Source organism: Pseudomonas entomophila L48, assembly GCF_000026105.1.
Classification (GTDB): Bacteria; Pseudomonadota; Gammaproteobacteria; order Pseudomonadales; family Pseudomonadaceae; genus Aquipseudomonas; species Aquipseudomonas entomophila.
In genome coordinates this window covers 5,011,982-5,028,052 of the sequence record NC_008027.1, presented here as the reverse complement: position 1 = coordinate 5,028,052, position 16,071 = coordinate 5,011,982, and the positions used below count along the sequence as shown (strand labels likewise).

At 65.3% G+C, this 16,071-nt stretch carries 15 protein-coding genes; 7 read left to right on the top strand and 8 right to left on the bottom strand.

What is annotated here, in order from left to right:
* Positions 1 to 4: 4 nt before the first annotated feature.
* The 4 genes from PSEEN_RS21875 to dksA form a co-directional block, all read right to left on the bottom strand.
* Positions 5 to 2,980: a sensor histidine kinase gene (locus PSEEN_RS21875; protein ID WP_162042933.1), complete on the bottom strand. Its 2,976-nt coding sequence runs from the start codon at positions 2,978 to 2,980 to the stop codon at positions 5 to 7.
* Positions 2,964 to 3,140, bottom strand: a complete 177-nt coding sequence (locus PSEEN_RS26515) for a hypothetical protein (protein ID WP_003250005.1) — start codon at positions 3,138 to 3,140, stop codon at positions 2,964 to 2,966. The genes PSEEN_RS21875 and PSEEN_RS26515 overlap by 17 nt, the downstream gene beginning before the upstream one ends.
* Before the next feature lie 228 nt (positions 3,141 to 3,368).
* Positions 3,369 to 4,256, bottom strand: coding sequence for a tRNA glutamyl-Q(34) synthetase GluQRS (gene gluQRS / locus PSEEN_RS21865; RefSeq protein ID WP_011535751.1), 888 nt, complete (start codon positions 4,254 to 4,256; stop codon positions 3,369 to 3,371).
* A gap of 65 nt (positions 4,257 to 4,321) precedes the next feature.
* Positions 4,322 to 4,765, bottom strand: a complete 444-nt coding sequence (dksA, locus tag PSEEN_RS21860; RefSeq protein ID WP_011535750.1) for an RNA polymerase-binding protein DksA — start codon at positions 4,763 to 4,765, stop codon at positions 4,322 to 4,324.
* Between the two features lie 213 nt (positions 4,766 to 4,978).
* Here dksA and PSEEN_RS21855 point away from each other — a divergent pair, with 213 nt between their 5' ends.
* Positions 4,979 to 6,151, top strand: coding sequence for a pyridoxal phosphate-dependent aminotransferase (locus PSEEN_RS21855; RefSeq protein WP_011535749.1), 1,173 nt, complete (start codon positions 4,979 to 4,981; stop codon positions 6,149 to 6,151).
* On the top strand, positions 6,151 to 6,867 hold the full coding sequence (sfsA, locus tag PSEEN_RS21850; RefSeq protein ID WP_011535748.1) for a DNA/RNA nuclease SfsA: 717 nt from the start codon (positions 6,151 to 6,153) through the stop codon (positions 6,865 to 6,867). Before PSEEN_RS21855 ends, sfsA begins: the two co-directional genes overlap by 1 nt.
* On the opposite strand, the gene PSEEN_RS21845 is transcribed toward sfsA, so the two are convergent.
* Positions 6,857 to 7,174, bottom strand: coding sequence for a Rieske (2Fe-2S) protein (locus PSEEN_RS21845; protein ID WP_011535747.1), 318 nt, complete (start codon positions 7,172 to 7,174; stop codon positions 6,857 to 6,859). The genes sfsA and PSEEN_RS21845 overlap by 11 nt on opposite strands.
* 166 nt (positions 7,175 to 7,340) lie before the next feature.
* On the opposite strand from PSEEN_RS21845, the gene PSEEN_RS21840 reads away from it, so the two are divergent.
* From PSEEN_RS21840 to PSEEN_RS21825, 4 genes are read left to right on the top strand one after another with little or no spacing between them, the layout of a single operon-like run.
* Positions 7,341 to 8,222, top strand: a complete 882-nt coding sequence (locus PSEEN_RS21840; RefSeq protein WP_011535746.1) for a heme/hemin ABC transporter substrate-binding protein — start codon at positions 7,341 to 7,343, stop codon at positions 8,220 to 8,222.
* A gap of 50 nt (positions 8,223 to 8,272) precedes the next feature.
* Positions 8,273 to 9,256: a FecCD family ABC transporter permease gene (locus PSEEN_RS21835; RefSeq protein ID WP_167535669.1), complete on the top strand. Its 984-nt coding sequence runs from the start codon at positions 8,273 to 8,275 to the stop codon at positions 9,254 to 9,256.
* Positions 9,256 to 10,023 (top strand): heme ABC transporter ATP-binding protein, encoded by a 768-nt coding sequence (locus PSEEN_RS21830; protein WP_011535744.1) that lies wholly within the window; start codon positions 9,256 to 9,258, stop codon positions 10,021 to 10,023. Before PSEEN_RS21835 ends, PSEEN_RS21830 begins: the two co-directional genes overlap by 1 nt.
* 12 nt (positions 10,024 to 10,035) lie before the next feature.
* The gene (locus PSEEN_RS21825) at positions 10,036 to 10,929 is read left to right on the top strand and encodes a ChaN family lipoprotein (RefSeq protein ID WP_011535743.1); all 894 of its coding nucleotides are present in this window, start codon (positions 10,036 to 10,038) and stop codon (positions 10,927 to 10,929) included.
* A 171-nt stretch (positions 10,930 to 11,100) separates the two neighbouring features.
* On the opposite strand, the gene PSEEN_RS21820 is transcribed toward PSEEN_RS21825, so the two are convergent.
* The 3 genes from PSEEN_RS21820 to PSEEN_RS21810 all read right to left on the bottom strand — a co-directional run bounded on the left by PSEEN_RS21820 (position 11,101) and on the right by PSEEN_RS21810 (position 13,616).
* Positions 11,101 to 11,379: a TfoX/Sxy family protein gene (locus PSEEN_RS21820; RefSeq protein ID WP_011535742.1), complete on the bottom strand. Its 279-nt coding sequence runs from the start codon at positions 11,377 to 11,379 to the stop codon at positions 11,101 to 11,103.
* 228 nt (positions 11,380 to 11,607) lie between these two features.
* Positions 11,608 to 11,955 (bottom strand): pentapeptide repeat-containing protein, encoded by a 348-nt coding sequence (locus PSEEN_RS21815; protein WP_011535741.1) that lies wholly within the window; start codon positions 11,953 to 11,955, stop codon positions 11,608 to 11,610.
* 98 nt (positions 11,956 to 12,053) lie between these two features.
* Positions 12,054 to 13,616, bottom strand: coding sequence for a bifunctional aminoglycoside phosphotransferase/ATP-binding protein (locus PSEEN_RS21810; RefSeq protein ID WP_044488472.1), 1,563 nt, complete (start codon positions 13,614 to 13,616; stop codon positions 12,054 to 12,056).
* A gap of 120 nt (positions 13,617 to 13,736) precedes the next feature.
* Between PSEEN_RS21810 and mrcB the strand changes: the two genes are divergently transcribed.
* Positions 13,737 to 16,058, top strand: a complete 2,322-nt coding sequence (gene mrcB, locus PSEEN_RS21805; RefSeq protein ID WP_011535739.1) for a penicillin-binding protein 1B — start codon at positions 13,737 to 13,739, stop codon at positions 16,056 to 16,058.
* The last annotated feature ends 13 nt before the right edge of the window (positions 16,059 to 16,071 follow it).

The window sequence follows — 16,071 nt, the reverse complement described above, 5'->3', positions numbered from 1 at the left end:
TGATTCAATTCTCTCGACGGTCTCGAATTTCAGGGGACGTCGCTACGACATGCCGGGGCAGGGTCACGCGGATCCGGGTACCACGTTGGCGCTCGATGTCGGCCGGGCTGTCGATGGTGATTTGCCCATAATGCTCTTCCACGATGGAATAGACCAGAGCAAGCCCCAGTCCGGTTCCCTCGCCCGGGTCCTTGGTGGTGAAGAAGGGTTCGAACAGCCGGTCCATGATGCTCTTGGGGATGCCGCTGCCCTCGTCCTCGACCACCAGGTCGACGGTGTGCTCGCTGACTTCGCTGCGCACCCGCACGGCGCTGCCGGGTGGCGAGGCGTCGCGGGCGTTGGAGAGCAGGTTGATCAGCACCTGGGCCAGGCGCTGCGGATCACCCTCGACCCAGTGGTCCGGGTCGCAGAGGTTGAAGAACTGTACTTCGAAGTTGCGCCGGTTCAAGGCCAGCAGACCAATGGCATCCTGCGCCACTTCGGCCAGGCACACCGGCTCCTCGCTGTTCTGCTGGCTGCCGCCGGCATGGGCGAAGCTCATCAGCGACTGGACGATGCGCGACACGCGCTTGGTCTGCTCGAGGATCTGGCTGGACAGCTCGATGATCTCGCCGTCGCCCTCACGCTCCTCGCGCAGGTTTTGCGCAAGGCAGGCAATGCCGGTGATCGGGTTGCCAATCTCGTGGGCCACGCCGGCGGCCAGGCGGCCGATGCTGGCCAGGCGTTCGGAGTGCACCAATTTCTCTTCCAGCGCTTGCGTCTCGGTCAGGTCCTCGACCAGCAGCACCAGGCCGCTGTTGCCCGGGGCCAGCGGCTCGTCGATGGCCGCCTTGTGCAGGTTGAGCCAGCGCGGCTGGCCATCGAGGGCCAGGCGCTGCTTGTGCAGGTGTTCGTCGGGCACGTTGATGAAGCCTTGCAGCAGGCCGCGCCAAGGTTCGTCGATGGTCACCAGGCGCGAGCCGACCACATGCTTGGCGGCAATCCCGGTCAGTTCCTCCATCGCCCTGTTCCACATCAGGATCTCCTGGTCCTTGGCCAGCGAGCACACGCCCATGGGCAGTTCCTGGAGGGTCTGGCGGTGGTAGCGGCGCAGGGCGTCGAGCTCGGCGGCAAGGCCGGTCAGGCGCGAGTGGTAGTCTTCGAGGCGGCTTTCGATGAAGTGGATGTCCTCGGTGACGTAGTTTTCATTGCCCGACTTGTACGGCAGGAAAGTCTCGACCATGTCCTGGGCCACGCTCGGGCCCATCAACCCCGAGAGGTTGGCCTCGATGCGGTCGCGCAGGCGCCGCAGGGCATAGGGGCGGCGCTCGTCGAACGGCAGGTAAAGGTCGCGCAGGGCCTGCTCGACCTCTTTCTGCGCAGCCTTTGCCCCCAGCGGCTTGGCCAGTTGCGTGGCGAATTCCTGGGGCGAGGCGGCGTGCAGTTCGCGGCGTTGTGGGCGGCGTACGTTGTCCACCGCGCAAGCCTCGGCGGCGCTGACTTCTTCGCTGCTGGCGTTGGTGAACAGCGAGATCAGCGTGAACAGCAGGACGTTGGCCGCCAGCGAGGCGATGGCCGCCATGTGCCAGCTGGTGTCGTCCAGCACGTAGATCATGTCCAGCAACGGGATGTAGAAGCCCTGCAGGTTGCCCAGCAGCGGCAGCAGCATGGTCACCATCCATACCAGCGTGCCCGCCACCAGGCCGGCGATGAAACCGCGGCGGTTGGCGGTCGGCCAGTACAGCACCGAGAGCACCCCGGGCAGGAACTGCAGGGTGGCGACGAAGGCGACGATGCCCAGGTTGGCCAGGCTCTGGTGGTTGTTCTGGGTGAGGTAGAAGACGAAGCCGGCGGTGATGATGGCGACGATCAGCGCCCGGCGGGTCCATTTAAGCCAGCGGTAGATGTTGCCTTCGGCCGGCGGCTGGTACAGCGGCAGCACCAGGTGGTTCAGCGCCATGCCCGACAGCGCCAGGGTGGTGACGATGATCAGCCCGCTGGCCGCCGACAGCCCGCCGACGTAGGCCAGCAGGGCCAGCGCCTCGTTGTTGGCGGCGATCCCCAGGCCCAGGGTGAAGTACTCGGGGTTGGTGCTGGCGCCCAGGCGCAGGCCGGCCCACAGCACCAGCGGCACGGCCAGGCTCATCAGCAGCAGGAACAGCGGCAGGCCCCAGCTGGCGCTGACCAGCGAGCGCGGGCTCAGGTTCTCGGTGAAGGCCATGTGGTACATGTGCGGCATGACGATCGCCGAGGCGAAGAACACCAGCAGCAGGGTGCGCCACGGGCCCTCCTGCAGCGGGGTGTGCAGGGCGGCGAGGGCGGTCTGGTTCTGCAGCAGCCAGACCTCCAGCCCGTGGGGGCCGCCGAACACGCCATACAGCGCGTACAGGCCGATACCACCCAGCGCCACCAGCTTGATCACCGACTCGAAGGCGATGGCGAACACCAGGCCCTCGTGTTTCTCGCGGGTGGCGATATGCCGTGAACCGAAGAAGATGGTGAACAGGATGATCAGCACGCAGAAGGCAAACGCTACCCGCGCCTTGACCGGCTCGCCGGTGAGGATGCTGATCGAGTCGGCCACCGCCTGGATCTGCAAGGCCAGCAACGGCAGCACGCCGATCAGCATGATCACCGTGGTCAGCGCGCCGGCCCAGGTGCTGCGAAAGCGAAACGCCAGCAGGTCGGCCAGCGAAGACAGCTGGTAGGTGCGGGTGATCTTGAGGATGGGGTAGAGCAGCACCGGTGCCAGCAGGAAGGCCCCGGACACCCCGAGATAGCAGGCGAGGAACCCGTAGCCGTACTGGTAGGCCAGGCCGACCGAGCCATAGAAGGCCCAGGCACTGGCGTAGACGCCCAGCGACAAAGTGTAGGTCAGGGGGTGGCGGATGACCGCCCGTGGGATCAGCCCACGTTCGCTGATCCAGGCCACGCCGAACAGCACCAGCAGGTAGGCGGCGCTGATCAGGATCATCTGGGTCAGGCTAAAGCTCATCGGCATCTCGTTGGCTCTGCAGGATGAAGGTGACGACGATCAGGATCAGCCAGAGCAGGTAGGGGCGGTACCAGGCACCGGTCGGTTCGATCCACCAGTCCATGATGGCCGGGGAGAACAGGTAGATCCCCACGACCAGAAGCAGGACCAAACGATAGATGTACATGCTGGCCTCGATGGGTTGGGCGCTGCGGGCTTGGACTTATTATTGGCGCAAATGGCTGGGGCGATGCTAGCCGGATTCCATGTGGTTAGCCAAGAGGTTGAATTGATTGGGGTTTTCAAATGGATTCCGGTGTTGCACGGTCGGGCCCTTTCGCCAGCAAGCTGGCTCCTACCGGTGGCGCGAATTCCTGTAGGAGCCGGCTTGCCGGCGAAAGGGCCGGCAAGACACTCAACGAAGATCGGCCTCGGGCACCGTCATTTGCCGCGCAATGTTGTCCGGCTGCCACTGCTGGCGCGCCACGGCCAACACTTCGGCCGGGCTGGCGCCTATCAGTGCCGGATCCGCCTGCTGCCCAAGCGCGCGCAGGGCCCGCAACAGCAACGGCGTTGCCTGGTCCGCCTCCAGCGGTGGCGAACGGTAAGACTTGCCCAGCTTGTGCCCGTCGGGCTGGACGATCAGCGGAATATGCAGGTACCGCGGTTGCGAGAAGCCCAGCAACTCCTGCAGGTACAGCTGGCGCGGCGTGTTGTCCAGCAAATCGGCGCCACGCACGATGTCGGTGACGCCCTGCCAGGCATCGTCCAGTACCACCGCCAGCTGGTAGGCATACAGCCCGTCGCGGCGCTGGATGACGAAATCGCCCACCTCACGTCCCAGGTGTTGCTCGAATGCTCCCTGGACCCGGTCGCTGAACCGGTAGATCAGCTCCGGCACCCGCAGGCGGATCGCCGCACCTTCGCGTGCATGCCCGGCATTGCGGCAAAATCCTGGGTAGATGCCGTCATAACCTTCCAGTTGCTTGCGCGAACAGGTGCAGGCGTAGGCCAGGCCCATGTTGAACAGGCGGTCGACGACGGCGGCATAGGCTTCGTGGCGCTGGCTCTGGAACACCACCTCGCCGTCCCATTCCAGGCCGTAGCGCTCCAGCGTCTGCAAGATGGCGTCACGGGCGCCAGGCATTTCCCGGGGTGGGTCGGTGTCTTCCATGCGCAGCAGCCAGCGGCCGTTCACGGCGCGGGCGTCGAGCCAGGAGGCGAGGGCGGCCACCAGCGAGCCGAAGTGCAGGAAGCCGCTGGGGGTGGGGGCGAAGCGGCCGATGTAGCGGGAGTCGTTCATGGGCTGGGCAAGCTATATAAATGAAAACGGGGCGCATGATGCGCCCCGTCTGAAAGGGAGAGGGATCAGCCTTTGCCGACCGTCTTTTCCTTTTTCTCCGCAATTTCCTTACAGTCGAAGCACAGGTCCGCGGTCGGACGGGCTTCCAGGCGACGCAGGCCGATCTCGATGCCACAGGAGTCGCACCAGCCGTACTCGTCGTCCTTGATCTTGTCGAGGGTCTTGTCGATCTTCTTGATCAACTTGCGCTCGCGATCACGGTTGCGCAGCTCCAGGGCGAACTCTTCTTCCTGGCTGGCACGGTCGGCCGGGTCGGGGAAGTTGGCCGCTTCGTCCTTCATGTGATCCACGGTACGGTCCACGCTGTTCATCAGTTCCTGTTTCCAGGCACCGAGGAGCTTGGTGAAGTGCTTCTTCATGGGCTCGCCCATGTACTCCTCACCTTGCTTTTCGACGTAGGGCTCGACACCGTACATGGTCTGGACTTTTTGCTTTTCTACGGTGGACATGAATAGACCGCCTCTCACTCATCTGATCCAATGCGCAGGCTTGCTTCCATCTCCGGCGCCCGCCGGCCCTGCGACTGCGAGCCGCCGAACTTACCAGATAGATCCGGGGTGCGCTACCCCGCTCTATGCCTGCTTTTGACAGCGGCCTGGCCGGCGCGTTCGGTGGTGTACACAGGTAGAATCACCAGTTTAGACCCAATTGAGAGAAGGCCCATGGCTCAGCCACACAGTGCGCGCAGTCGCGCCATCGAACCCTTCCACGTCATGGCCCTGCTGGCCCGCGCCAACGAGCTGCAGGCCGCAGGCCACGACGTGATCCACCTCGAGATCGGCGAGCCGGACTTCACCACCGCCGCGCCGATCGTCGCCGCCGGCCAGGCCGCCCTGGCCGCGGGGCACACCCGCTACACCGCGGCCCGCGGCCTGCCGCAGCTGCGCGAGGCGATCGCCGGGTTCTATGGCCAGCGCTATGGTGTGGACCTCGACCCGGAGCGAGTGCTCATCACACCGGGCGGTTCCGGCGCACTGTTACTGGCCAGCAGCCTGCTGGTCGATCCGGGCAAGCACTGGCTGCTGGCCGACCCGGGCTACCCGTGCAACCGCCACTTCCTGCGCCTGGTCGAAGGCGGCGCGCAGCTGGTGCCAGTGGGGCCGGAGGTGAATTATCAACTCACCGCCGATCTGGTCGAGCGTTACTGGGACCAGGACACCGTAGGTGCCCTGGTGGCCTCGCCGGCCAACCCGACCGGCACGGTGCTCGACCGCGACGAGCTGGCCAGCCTGTCCAAGGCTACCCGCGAGCGCCATGGCCATCTGGTGGTGGATGAGATCTACCACGGGCTGACCTACGGCATGGATGCACCCAGCGTGCTGGAAGTGGACGACCAGGCCTTCGTCCTGAACAGTTTCTCGAAATACTTCGGCATGACCGGCTGGCGCCTTGGCTGGCTGGTTGCCCCACCTTCGGCGGTGGGTGACCTCGAGAAGCTGGCACAGAACCTCTATATCAGCGCCCCCAGCATGGCCCAGCATGCCGCGCTGGCGTGCTTCCAGCCGGACACCCTGGCGATTCTCGAAGAGCGCCGCGCCGAGTTCGCCCGCCGCCGCGACTACCTGCTCCCGGCGCTACGCGAATTGGGCTTCGGCATCGCCGTCGAGCCACAGGGCGCTTTCTATCTGTATGCCGATATCAGCGCCTTTGGCGGTGATGCCTTCGCCTTCTGCCGGCACTTCCTGGAAACCGAGCACCTGGCCTTCACGCCGGGCCTGGATTTCGGCCGCCACCAGGCCGGCCATCATGTGCGTTTCGCCTACACCCAGAGCCTGCCGCGCCTGGAAGAGGCGGTGCAGCGCATTGCCCGGGGCCTGCGGAGCTGGCAGGGCTGATGGTGTTTTTCCCGGAACTCGAACAGGCGCGCCTGCTGCGCCGCTACAAGCGTTTCCTGGCCGACATCGAGCTGGCCAATGGTGAGCAACTGACCATCCACTGCCCGAACACCGGCTCCATGCTCAACTGCATGCGCGAAGGTGGGCAGGTCTGGTTCAGCCGCTCCAACGACCCCAAGCGCAAACTGCCCGGCACCTGGGAGATCAGCGAAACGCCCCAGGGCCGGCTGGCCTGTGTCAACACCGGGCGGGCCAATGCCCTGGTCGAGGAAGCGCTGCGCGCGGGCACCATCCTCGAACTGGCCGGCTTCGAACTGCTCAAGCGTGAAGTGGCGTATGGCGAGGAGCGCAGCCGCATCGACTTCTATCTGGAGTTCGCCGATGGCCGCCCGGCCTACGTCGAGGTCAAGAGTGTCACGTTAGGTTTCCCGGATACGCCCGTGGCGGCTTTCCCGGATGCCGTCACCCAACGCGGGGCCAAGCACCTGCGCGAGCTGGCGGCGCTGGCTCGGCAAGGGATTCGTGCGGTGCAACTGTACTGCGTGAACCTGACCGGCATCGAAGCGGTGCGCCCGGCCGAGGAAATCGACGCTGCCTACGCCCAGGCCCTGCGCGCCGCGGTGGCAGAAGGTGTCGAGGTGCTGGCCTACGGCACGCGCCTGGATGCCCGTGGGATCGTCATCGACCGGCCATTGCCGGTGCTGCTCAATCCGTGAGCCAGATGCCCTGGCTGTCTTCCAGGCAGCCCAGGGCCTCCAGCCACTCGCCTTCGCAGGGGCCGGCCACGCACTCGCCGCTGTCGATCACGAACAGCGCGCCATGGTGAGCGCAATGGATCAGGCTGGCGCTGTCATCGAGAAACCGGTCCGCTTCCCAGTTCAGCGGGATGCCGCGGTGCGGGCAGCGGTTGCGGTAGAGGTGGACCTTGCCCTGGCGGCGCACCCCGAACAGTGACACGCCAGCTACGCTGAAGGCGTGGCTGTGGCCTTCGGTGAGGGCGGTGGAGGCACATACAAAATGCATCGAAGGTAATTTCTTCCGGTTAAGCCGTGTGACAAAGGGATGGCTTGACGCTTCAATGCGAATAATTATCAAATTGCCCGCATTCACCGCGCCAGGCTGCCTATGGTGCGCACTTGCGTCGCCCGCCACAAGGCGCGCGACTCGCCACCTGCAAAGGAACCCGAAGATGCGCCGTCCCGTTGCCCTGATCGCCCTGTGCGCCGGTCTTGCCCTTACCACTCAAGCGCTGGCCGCCGAACTGCCGCAACGCCTGGTCAGTGCCGGAGGTGCCCTGAGCGAGTGGATCAGCGCCCTGGGCGGCGAACAGCGCCTGGTCGGCGTCGACACCACCAGCCAGCACCCCGAGTCGCTCAAGGCGCTGCCCAGTATCGGTTACCAGCGCCAGTTGTCGGCCGAAGGCATTCTCAGCCTGCGCCCGGATGTGCTGGTCGGTACCGAGGAGATGGGGCCGCCACCGGTGCTGGCGCAGATCCGCAAGGCGGGCGTGCGCGTCGAACTGTTCTCCAGCAAGGCTGAACTGGGCGCGGTGGACGAGAACCTCAAGCAACTGGGTGTGCTGCTGGGGAGCGAGCAGAAAGCTGCCGAGCTGGCCGCTGACTACCACCGTCAGTTGGATACCCTGCAAGGCCAGATCAAACAGGCCCAGGCCAGCCAGAAGGCGCCGGGGGTGTTGCTGCTGGTCGGGCATGCTGGCGCCAAACCGCTGATCGCGGGCCAGGGCACCTCCGGTGATTGGGTGCTGCGCCAGGCTGGCGCGCGCAACCTGGCTGATCACCAGGGCTACAAGAACTTCTCGGTGGAAGCCCTGGCCGCCCTCGACCCGGACGTGGTGGTGTTCTCCGACCGCACCCTGAGCGGCGAGCAGGCCTTGCAGGCGCTGCTGAAGGAAAATCCGGCGCTGGCCGCCTCGCGGGCGGTGCGTGACAAACGCCTTGTGTCACTCGACCCGACCCTCCTGGTCGGTGGTCTGGGGCCGCGCCTGCCGGCGACGCTGCACGAGTTGGCGGCAAGCTTCTACCCTGCGGCCAAGGTCAGCCTCGGACAATGAAGCAGCGGGTCGCGCCTCGTACACTGTTCATCTGCCTGACCTTGCTGTGCCTGCTGGCGGTATGGCTGTCGCTGGCCTTGGGCCCGGTCAGCCTGCCGTTGCTTGATACCCTGCGCGGTGGCTTGCGTTTGATGGGCCTGCCGCTTGCCGGTGATGGGCTTGAGCAGGCAGAAATGATCCTCGGCCAGATCCGCCTGCCACGCACCTTGTTGGGCCTGGCTGTCGGCGCGGTGCTGGCACTGTCCGGCGTGGCCATGCAGGGCTTGTTCCGCAACCCGCTGGCAGATCCTGGGTTGGTGGGCGTGGCCAGTGGGGCTGCCCTGGGCGCGGCAGTGGCGATCGTCGGCGGCAGTTGGCTGGGGGGCATGCCCGAGTGGTTCGCCCCCTACCTGTTGTCGCTGTGTGCCTTCATCGGTGGCCTGGGGGTGACGGCCATGGTCTACCGCCTGGGCCGGCGCGACGGGCAGACCAACGTGGCCACCATGCTCCTGGCCGGTATCGCGATGACCGCCCTGGGTGGCTCGGCCGTTGGGCTGTTCACCTACCTGGCCGATGACGCCACCCTGCGTACCTTGACCTTCTGGAACCTTGGCAGCCTCAACGGCGCCAGCTATGAGCGACTGTGGCCGCTGCTGCTGGTGGCCGCGTTGGTGGCGCTGTGGTTGCCTCGTCGGGCTCAGGCGCTCAATGCGTTGCTGCTGGGCGAGTCCGAGGCACGCCACTTGGGCGTCGAGGTCGAGCGCCTGAAGCGCGAACTGGTGTTCTGCACCGCGCTGGGCGTCGGTGCGGCGGTGGCCGCCGCCGGGCTAATCGGCTTCATCGGCCTGGTGGTGCCGCATCTGGTGCGTCTGGTGGCGGGACCCGATCACCGGGTGCTGCTGCCCGCTTCGCTGCTGGCAGGCGGCACATTGTTGCTATTCGCTGATCTGATCGCGCGCCTGGCCTTGGCGCCTGCGGAGCTGCCGATTGGTATCGTCACCGCGTTCATTGGCGCGCCGTTCTTTCTGTTCCTGCTGGTGAAGGTGCGTAACTGATGCTCGATGTCGAAGGGCTCCACCTCAAGCGCGGTAGCAGTGAAGTGCTGAGCGATATCCGCCTGCAACTGCGCCCTGGCCAGATACTGGGTGTGCTCGGCCCCAATGGTGCCGGCAAGAGCAGCCTGCTGGGCGCGCTGTGCGGCGAGCTTTCCCCGAGTGCCGGGCAAGTGCGCCTGGACGGACGCGATCTGCACGCCTGGCCCGGGCAGGAACGCGCCCGGCGCCTGGCCGTGCTGCCACAGGCGTCCAGCCTGGGGTTCGCCTTCAGTGTCGAGGAAGTGGTCGGCCTGGGTCGACTGCCCCATGCCAGTGGTCGCCAACGCGACCGCGAGATCGTCGAGGCCGCGCTGGCGGCGGCAGACGCCGGCCATCTGGCCAGCCGCAGCTACCTGGCCTTGTCCGGCGGCGAACGCCAGCGCGTGCACCTGGCCCGCGTACTTGCCCAGCTGTGGCCGGGCGAGGCGGGCACCACACTGTTGCTGGACGAGCCGACCTCCGCCCTCGACCCCTTGCACCAGCACACCACGCTGCAAGCGGTGCGCAGTTTCGCCGACCGCGGCGCGGCGGTACTGGTGATCCTGCATGACCTCAACCTGGCGGCGCGCTACTGTGACCATATCCTGCTGCTGGAGCACGGCCGCAGCCACGCCCTGGATACACCGCAACGGGTGCTGACCCCGGCGGCACTCAACGCCGTGTTCGGTATCGATGTGCTGGTGCAGCCGCACCCGGAGCGCGGGCACCCGTTGATCATCACTCGCTAGGAGCCTGACCCCATGCGCCATCCTCTGCTGTCCGGCCTGTCGATCTGCCTGGTGCTGGCGTTGGGCGGTTGCCAGGCGCAATTGACGCCGCTGCCGGCCTGGCAAAGCAGTGAGGGGCGCGACAACGCGCAGCTTGGGCAGATTGTCGACCTGGCCAGCGGGCAGACGCTGACGCCAGAGCAATTGGTGCAACGGTTGCAAAGCGCACCCCGGGTGCTGGTTGGCGAAAAGCACGACAACCCCGATCACCATGCCTTGCAGCTCTGGTTGCTGCGTGCCTTGGAAAGCCGTCGACCGCAGGGCAGCCTGCTGCTCGAGATGCTGGAGCCCGGGCAGCAGCCGCTGGTCGATGCGCAAAAAGGCAAGGCACAACCAGCGCCGGACTTGCCCAAGGCGCTCGGTTGGCAGGAAGGCTGGGACTGGGCGTTGTATGGACCGATTGTCCGCGAGGCGCTGGCCCGGCCCTATCCATTGCTGTCCGCCAACCTGTCGCCGGAAGAGATCCGCCAAGCCTATCGCCAGCCGGTAGCACCTGCGGGAGCGCGCTCGAACGCCCCGGCAGTAGTGCAGGCACTGCGCGAGCAAGTGCGCGCCGGCCACTGCGATCTACTGCCTGAAAGCCAGCTACCGGCCATGCTCAGCGTGCAGCAGCAGCGTGACCGGCGTATCGCCGAACGCCTTTTGGCCGCGCCGCAACCCGCTCTGCTGGTCACCGGCAGCTTTCACGCGCGCAAGGACCTGGGCGTGCCGTTGCACCTCGCCGACCTGGGCGCGAAAGGGCAGAGCACCGTGCTGCTGCTGACGGAAGTCGGCGAGACGGTCGAGCCAGACATGGCCGACTTCGTCTGGTACACGGCGGCGCTTCCCGAGCTGGATTACTGCGCGCAGCTGCGCAAGAGCCACTGAATCGCAGGCAAAAAAAGACCCGGCAAGTTGCCGGGTCAATAACCGTGATTAGCCTGATGAGGAGATAATCTGAGAGTCCGAACCAGGGAGCTTTCAGGTTACCCAACCAGTCTCGCGACCAGCTGTGATAATCATAACGATTCTCATTACGTAGTCAATGCCTTCGCCAGATTATTTTTCGATTTTCTGCGGATGGCTTTTCGCATCCAGTTGTTGGTTGAGCGCCTGCTTGCGTTCGGCGGGCAGGTCGTTCCAGTGCATGTCCAGCAGGGCACCCTCGATGGCGTACAACAACACCTTCGAAGCCCGGAATCCTCGCGTTCTCACGGCGTGATAGGCCCCCACCGCGCCCAGGCGGCGAAGGTCCGATGCACTGTGGATACCGACGGCGTGCAGCCATTGCGCGGAGGTCTTGCCAAGGTTTTTCAGATGCTGCAATTCATCGTTCATCGAGCCTCCTTGCGATGGCTGAACGGGTCGTGGGGATAAATCGCGAGCAGGTCAACGTGGAGTGTAGCGGGGGTTGGAAATTGCGCGGCCTTTTGCCATCTGCCGCCGACAGGCTGCCAGCGACGCGCATGCGCTGTAGGAGCCAGCTTGCTGGCGAACCGTTGCCCGTCCTGGGGTCGGCTGGGAAGTGGTTCGCCAGCAAGCTGGCTCCTACAGGTGGAGTCGGGGTCAGCGGGTGGTGCGGTAGCGCATGCGCGTACCGAACTTCACCGACATCAGGATCTCGTCGGCACTCAGCTCGCTGGGGAAATACGTCCCGGAGATCTGCGCATGGGCAAGGCTCGCCCCTTCCATCCCGTTCTCCCGCAGGTCGAGCCCACGCAGGTCGGCGGCGCGGAAGTAGGCGTCGGTGAAGTCGATGCCGCGCACATCCAGATCGCGCAGGTCGAGGCCCCGGAAATCGCCACCACGAAAATCGATGGGCGTGTCCACAGGCTTCTCGCGGTTGAAGGCCGCGATCTTCTCGTCGCGCACCATGGTGTACAGGACGTTGTCCAGCTGGCGGGGTTGGTTCATGGCGGCGCCTCCTCGTGGGTGTGATGATATTGTAATGACATCACTGAGGAGGCGCCGAACTTCAGGCGTGAACTGTCGACTGCTTCACGCCGCAGGCATCAGATGCCAGGCAGGTATTGCCGAATCTGCTCGATCAACTGGTCCATGCTGGCGCTTTCCTGGGTGTCGACACGCTTGCTGTGCTTGAGCTCTTCGGCATCCAGTGGTTCGCGGCTGGCCTGTTGCGCCTGGACCACTTCCAGGGTGGCATCCGAGGGGTCGACGTTTTCCGCCTGGCGCTGCGCCAGCCAACTGGCGATGACGGCTTCGGGCGCCTGGCAATCGAGGATCAGGAACGGTACGCCGGTCTCGCTGGCCACCTCGGCCGCGGCCTTGCGCTGGTCGTGCTTGAGGTAGGTGGCATCGAGCACCACCGGGAAGCCGGCGCGCAGGATGGTCGCCGCCAGCGTATGCAGGCGCTGGTAGGTGGCCACGCTGGCGTCTTTGTCATAGATACCCGCCTGCAACTGGCCGGCGTCGGCTTGCTGTTGCTCGCCGAACAGGCGCTTGCGCTCGACATCGGAACGCACGCGCACAGCACCCAGCGCCTCGACCAGGCGCATGGCTACATGGCTTTTGCCCACGGCCGAGACACCATGGGTGATAGCCAGCAGGCGCGATGGAATGGCGCTGTAGCTTTCAGCCAGGTTGGCGTAGTTGCGGTAAGTGCGCAGGGTGGTTGCGCGCTGCACACCGTCGGCGTCGGCCGGCATGCTGAACAGGGCGACCTTGGCCCGCACCAGGGCGCGGTAGGCCTTGTAGAAGTTGAGCAGCTCCAGGCCTTCGTAGTCACCGGTCAGTTCCAGGTACTGGCTGATGAAACGGCGCGACAGGCACTTCAGGCCACGGTCTTCCAAGTCCATGGCGAGGAAGCCGACATCGGCATAGACGTCGGTCAGGCGGAAGGGCTCGTTGAACTCGATGCAGTCGAAGATCACCACCTTGCCGTCGATCAGGGTGGCATTGCCCAGGTGAATGTCGCCGTGGCATTCACGGATGAAGCCGTTGGCCTTGCGCGCCTCGAGCAGGCCATGCAGGCGCTTGAAGCTGTCCTGGGCCCAGGCTTGCAGGTTGTCGAGCTGTTGCAGGTCGGCCTTGTCGCTGAGGAACGGGCGGATCTGCTCGAAGTTCTGCTCCACCGGCGCCATGACCGCGTCCGGGGTGCCCAGCGCGTGCTCGACCGGCACCTTCGGCGCCTGCAGGTGGAAGGCGGCGATCTGCGCAGCCATCTGGTCGATGTGGCCGGCGTTCAGTTCACCATTGGCCTGCAGGGTGCTGAGCATTTGCCCTTGAGGGAACTGGCGCATTTTCAGCGCATATTCGATCGGCGCGCCTTCGCCGCCCAGCTGCGGCGCCTCGGCGCTGCCGGTGATCGGCAGGACTTCCAGGTACAGGCCGTCGGTCAGGCGCTGGTTCAGGCGCAACTCTTCGTTGCAGAAATGCCCGCGCTGGTCCAGGCCGGTGAAGTCGAGGAAGCCGAAGTTCATCGGTTTCTTGATCTTGTAGGCGAACTCGCCCGTGAGCAGGACCCAGGAAATGTGCGTCTCGATGAGCTGGAAGCCCTCGACGGGGTGCGGATAGAGGGCGGGGTTCTGCAGCGCGCTGATCAGGGCTTGGCTCACGGAGGTTCCTTTTCTGGGGGGCAGGGAATTCGAAACCGCCATTATGGTCAATGGTGCCGTCCCTGCAAACCGCCGCGGGGCGTCTGCCTCCCTTTTCCAAAGTGCGTATAATCCGCCGCCATGACACGTACCCGAAATCCTCGCACCAACAAACAACGCCCGACCGGCCGCACCCGCGCCTGGCTGGGCTGGGCGCTCAAGCTCAGCCTGGTCGGCCTGGTGGTGATCGCCGGCTTCGCGGTCTACCTCGACGCCACCGTGCAGGAGAAGTTCTCCGGCAAGCGCTGGACCATCCCGGCCAAGGTGTATGCGCGGCCGCTGGAGCTGTTCGTCGGCCAGAAGCTCAGCCGCAACGACTTCCTCACCGAGCTCGATGCCCTGGGCTACCGTCGCGAAAGCGCGGCCAACGGCCCGGGCGCGGCGTCGGTCAACGGTAACGATGTCGAGCTCAATACCCGTGGCTTCCAGTTCTACGAGGGCATGGAACCGGCGCAATACGTGCGCGTGCGCTTCTCCGGCGACTACGTCGCGGGCCTGAGCGGCGCCAACGGCGTCAAGCTTGATGTGGTACGGCTTGAGCCGCTGATGATTGGCGGTATCTACCCGAAGAACCTCGAAGACCGCATCCTGATCAAGATCGACCAGGTGCCGCCGTACCTGCTGGAAACCCTGATCGCGACTGAAGACCGCGATTTCTACAGCCACTTCGGCGTTTCGCCCAAGTCCATCGCCCGGGCAGTGTGGGTCAACACCTCCTCGGGCGCCATGCGCCAGGGCGGCAGTACCCTCACGCAACAGTTGGTGAAGAACTTCTTTCTCACCAACGAACGCAGCCTCAGCCGCAAGCTGACCGAAGCCATGATGGCCGTGCTGCTGGAAATGCACTACGACAAGCGCGAGATCCTCGAGGCGTACCTGAACGAAGTGTTCGTCGGCCAGGACGGCCAGCGCGCGGTGCACGGCTTCGGCCTGGCCAGCCAGTTCTTCTTCAGCCAGCCGCTGCAGGAGCTCAAGCTGCACCAGATCGCCTTGCTGGTGGGCATGGTCAAGGGCCCGTCCTACTACAACCCGCGCCGCTACCCCGAGCGCGCCCTGCAACGCCGCAACCTGGTGCTCGACCTGCTCGCCGAGCAGGGCGTGGTTGGCCAGGACGTGGTCGACGCGGCGAAAAAGATGCCGTTGGGCGTGACCAAGCGCGGCAGCCTGGCCGACAGCTCGTTCCCGGCGTTCCTCGACCTGGTCAAGCGCCAACTGCGCCAGGACTACCGCGACGAAGACTTGACCGAAGAAGGCCTGCGCATTTTCACCAGTTTCGACCCGATCCTGCAGATGAAGGCCGAGACCGCCATGAGCGAGACGTTCAAGCGCCTGGCCGGACGCAAGGGCGCCGACGAGGTGGAGTCGGCGATGGTCGTCACCAACCCCGAAACCGGTGAAGTCCAGGCGTTGATCGGCAGCCGCCAGTCGGGCTTCGCCGGCTTCAATCGCGCCATCGACGCAGTGCGGCCGATCGGTTCGCTGGTCAAGCCGGCGGTCTATCTCACCGCCCTGGAGCAACCGAGCAAGTACACCCTGACCACCTGGGTGCAGGACGAACCGTTCTCGGTCAAGGGCGCCGACGGCCAGGTGTGGCGTCCGCAGAACTACGACCGCCGCCCGCACGGCACCATCTACCTGTACCAAGGCCTGGCCAATTCCTACAACCTGTCGACCGCCAAGCTCGGCCTGGAAGTGGGCGTGCCCAATGTGATCAAGACCATCGGCCGGCTGGGCGTGCAGGTCGACTGGCCGGCATTCCCGTCGATGCTGCTGGGCGCCGGCGGCATGTCGCCGATGCAGGTCGCGACCATGTACCAGACCATCGCCAACGGCGGCTTCAACACCCCGATGCGCGGTATCCGCAGCGTGCTCACCGCCGAAGGCGAGCCGCTCAAGCGCTACCCGTTCCAGATCCAGCAGACCTTCGACCCGGGCGCCATCTACCTGGTGCAGAACGCCATGCAGCGGGTTATGCGCGAAGGTACCGGGCGCTCGGTGTACAGCGTGCTGCCCAGCTCGCTGACCCTGGCGGGCAAGACCGGCACCAGTAACGACTCCCGCGACAGCTGGTTCTCCGGCTTCAGCCAGGACCTGCTGGCAGTGGTCTGGCTCGGCCGCGACGACAACGGCAAGACGCCGTTCACCGGTGCCACCGGTGCGTTGCAGGTGTGGACCAGTTTCATGAAGAAAGCCGACCCGCTGCCGCTGGACATGCCGCAGCCGGACAATGTCGTGAAGTCGTGGATCGACCCCTACAGTGGCCAGGGTTCCGACGGTAGCTGTCCGGGAGCGGTGCAGATGCCGTATATTCGCGGCAGTGAACCGGCCGCTGGCGCCACCTGTGGTGGCGAGCAGAACCCGGCCGAGTCGGTGATGGACTGGGTCAAGGGCTGGATGAATTGAGCACGAGCTTCTG

Coding starts and splice junctions, on each gene's coding strand:
- PSEEN_RS21855 (WP_011535749.1), top strand. CDS start 4,979: ATGGCTCAGCCACACAGTGCGCGCAGTCGCGCCATCGAACCCTTCCAC.
- sfsA (WP_011535748.1), top strand. CDS start 6,151: ATGGTGTTTTTCCCGGAACTCGAACAGGCGCGCCTGCTGCGCCGCTAC.
- gluQRS (WP_011535751.1), bottom strand. CDS start 4,256: ATGAACGACTCCCGCTACATCGGCCGCTTCGCCCCCACCCCCAGCGGC.
- PSEEN_RS21830 (WP_011535744.1), top strand. CDS start 9,256: ATGCTCGATGTCGAAGGGCTCCACCTCAAGCGCGGTAGCAGTGAAGTG.
- mrcB (WP_011535739.1), top strand. CDS start 13,737: ATGACACGTACCCGAAATCCTCGCACCAACAAACAACGCCCGACCGGC.
- dksA (WP_011535750.1), bottom strand. CDS start 4,765: ATGTCCACCGTAGAAAAGCAAAAAGTCCAGACCATGTACGGTGTCGAG.
- PSEEN_RS26515 (WP_003250005.1), bottom strand. CDS start 3,140: ATGTACATCTATCGTTTGGTCCTGCTTCTGGTCGTGGGGATCTACCTG.
- PSEEN_RS21825 (WP_011535743.1), top strand. CDS start 10,036: ATGCGCCATCCTCTGCTGTCCGGCCTGTCGATCTGCCTGGTGCTGGCG.
- PSEEN_RS21875 (WP_162042933.1), bottom strand. CDS start 2,980: ATGCCGATGAGCTTTAGCCTGACCCAGATGATCCTGATCAGCGCCGCC.
- PSEEN_RS21820 (WP_011535742.1), bottom strand. CDS start 11,379: ATGAACGATGAATTGCAGCATCTGAAAAACCTTGGCAAGACCTCCGCG.
- PSEEN_RS21845 (WP_011535747.1), bottom strand. CDS start 7,174: ATGCATTTTGTATGTGCCTCCACCGCCCTCACCGAAGGCCACAGCCAC.
- PSEEN_RS21840 (WP_011535746.1), top strand. CDS start 7,341: ATGCGCCGTCCCGTTGCCCTGATCGCCCTGTGCGCCGGTCTTGCCCTT.
- PSEEN_RS21815 (WP_011535741.1), bottom strand. CDS start 11,955: ATGAACCAACCCCGCCAGCTGGACAACGTCCTGTACACCATGGTGCGC.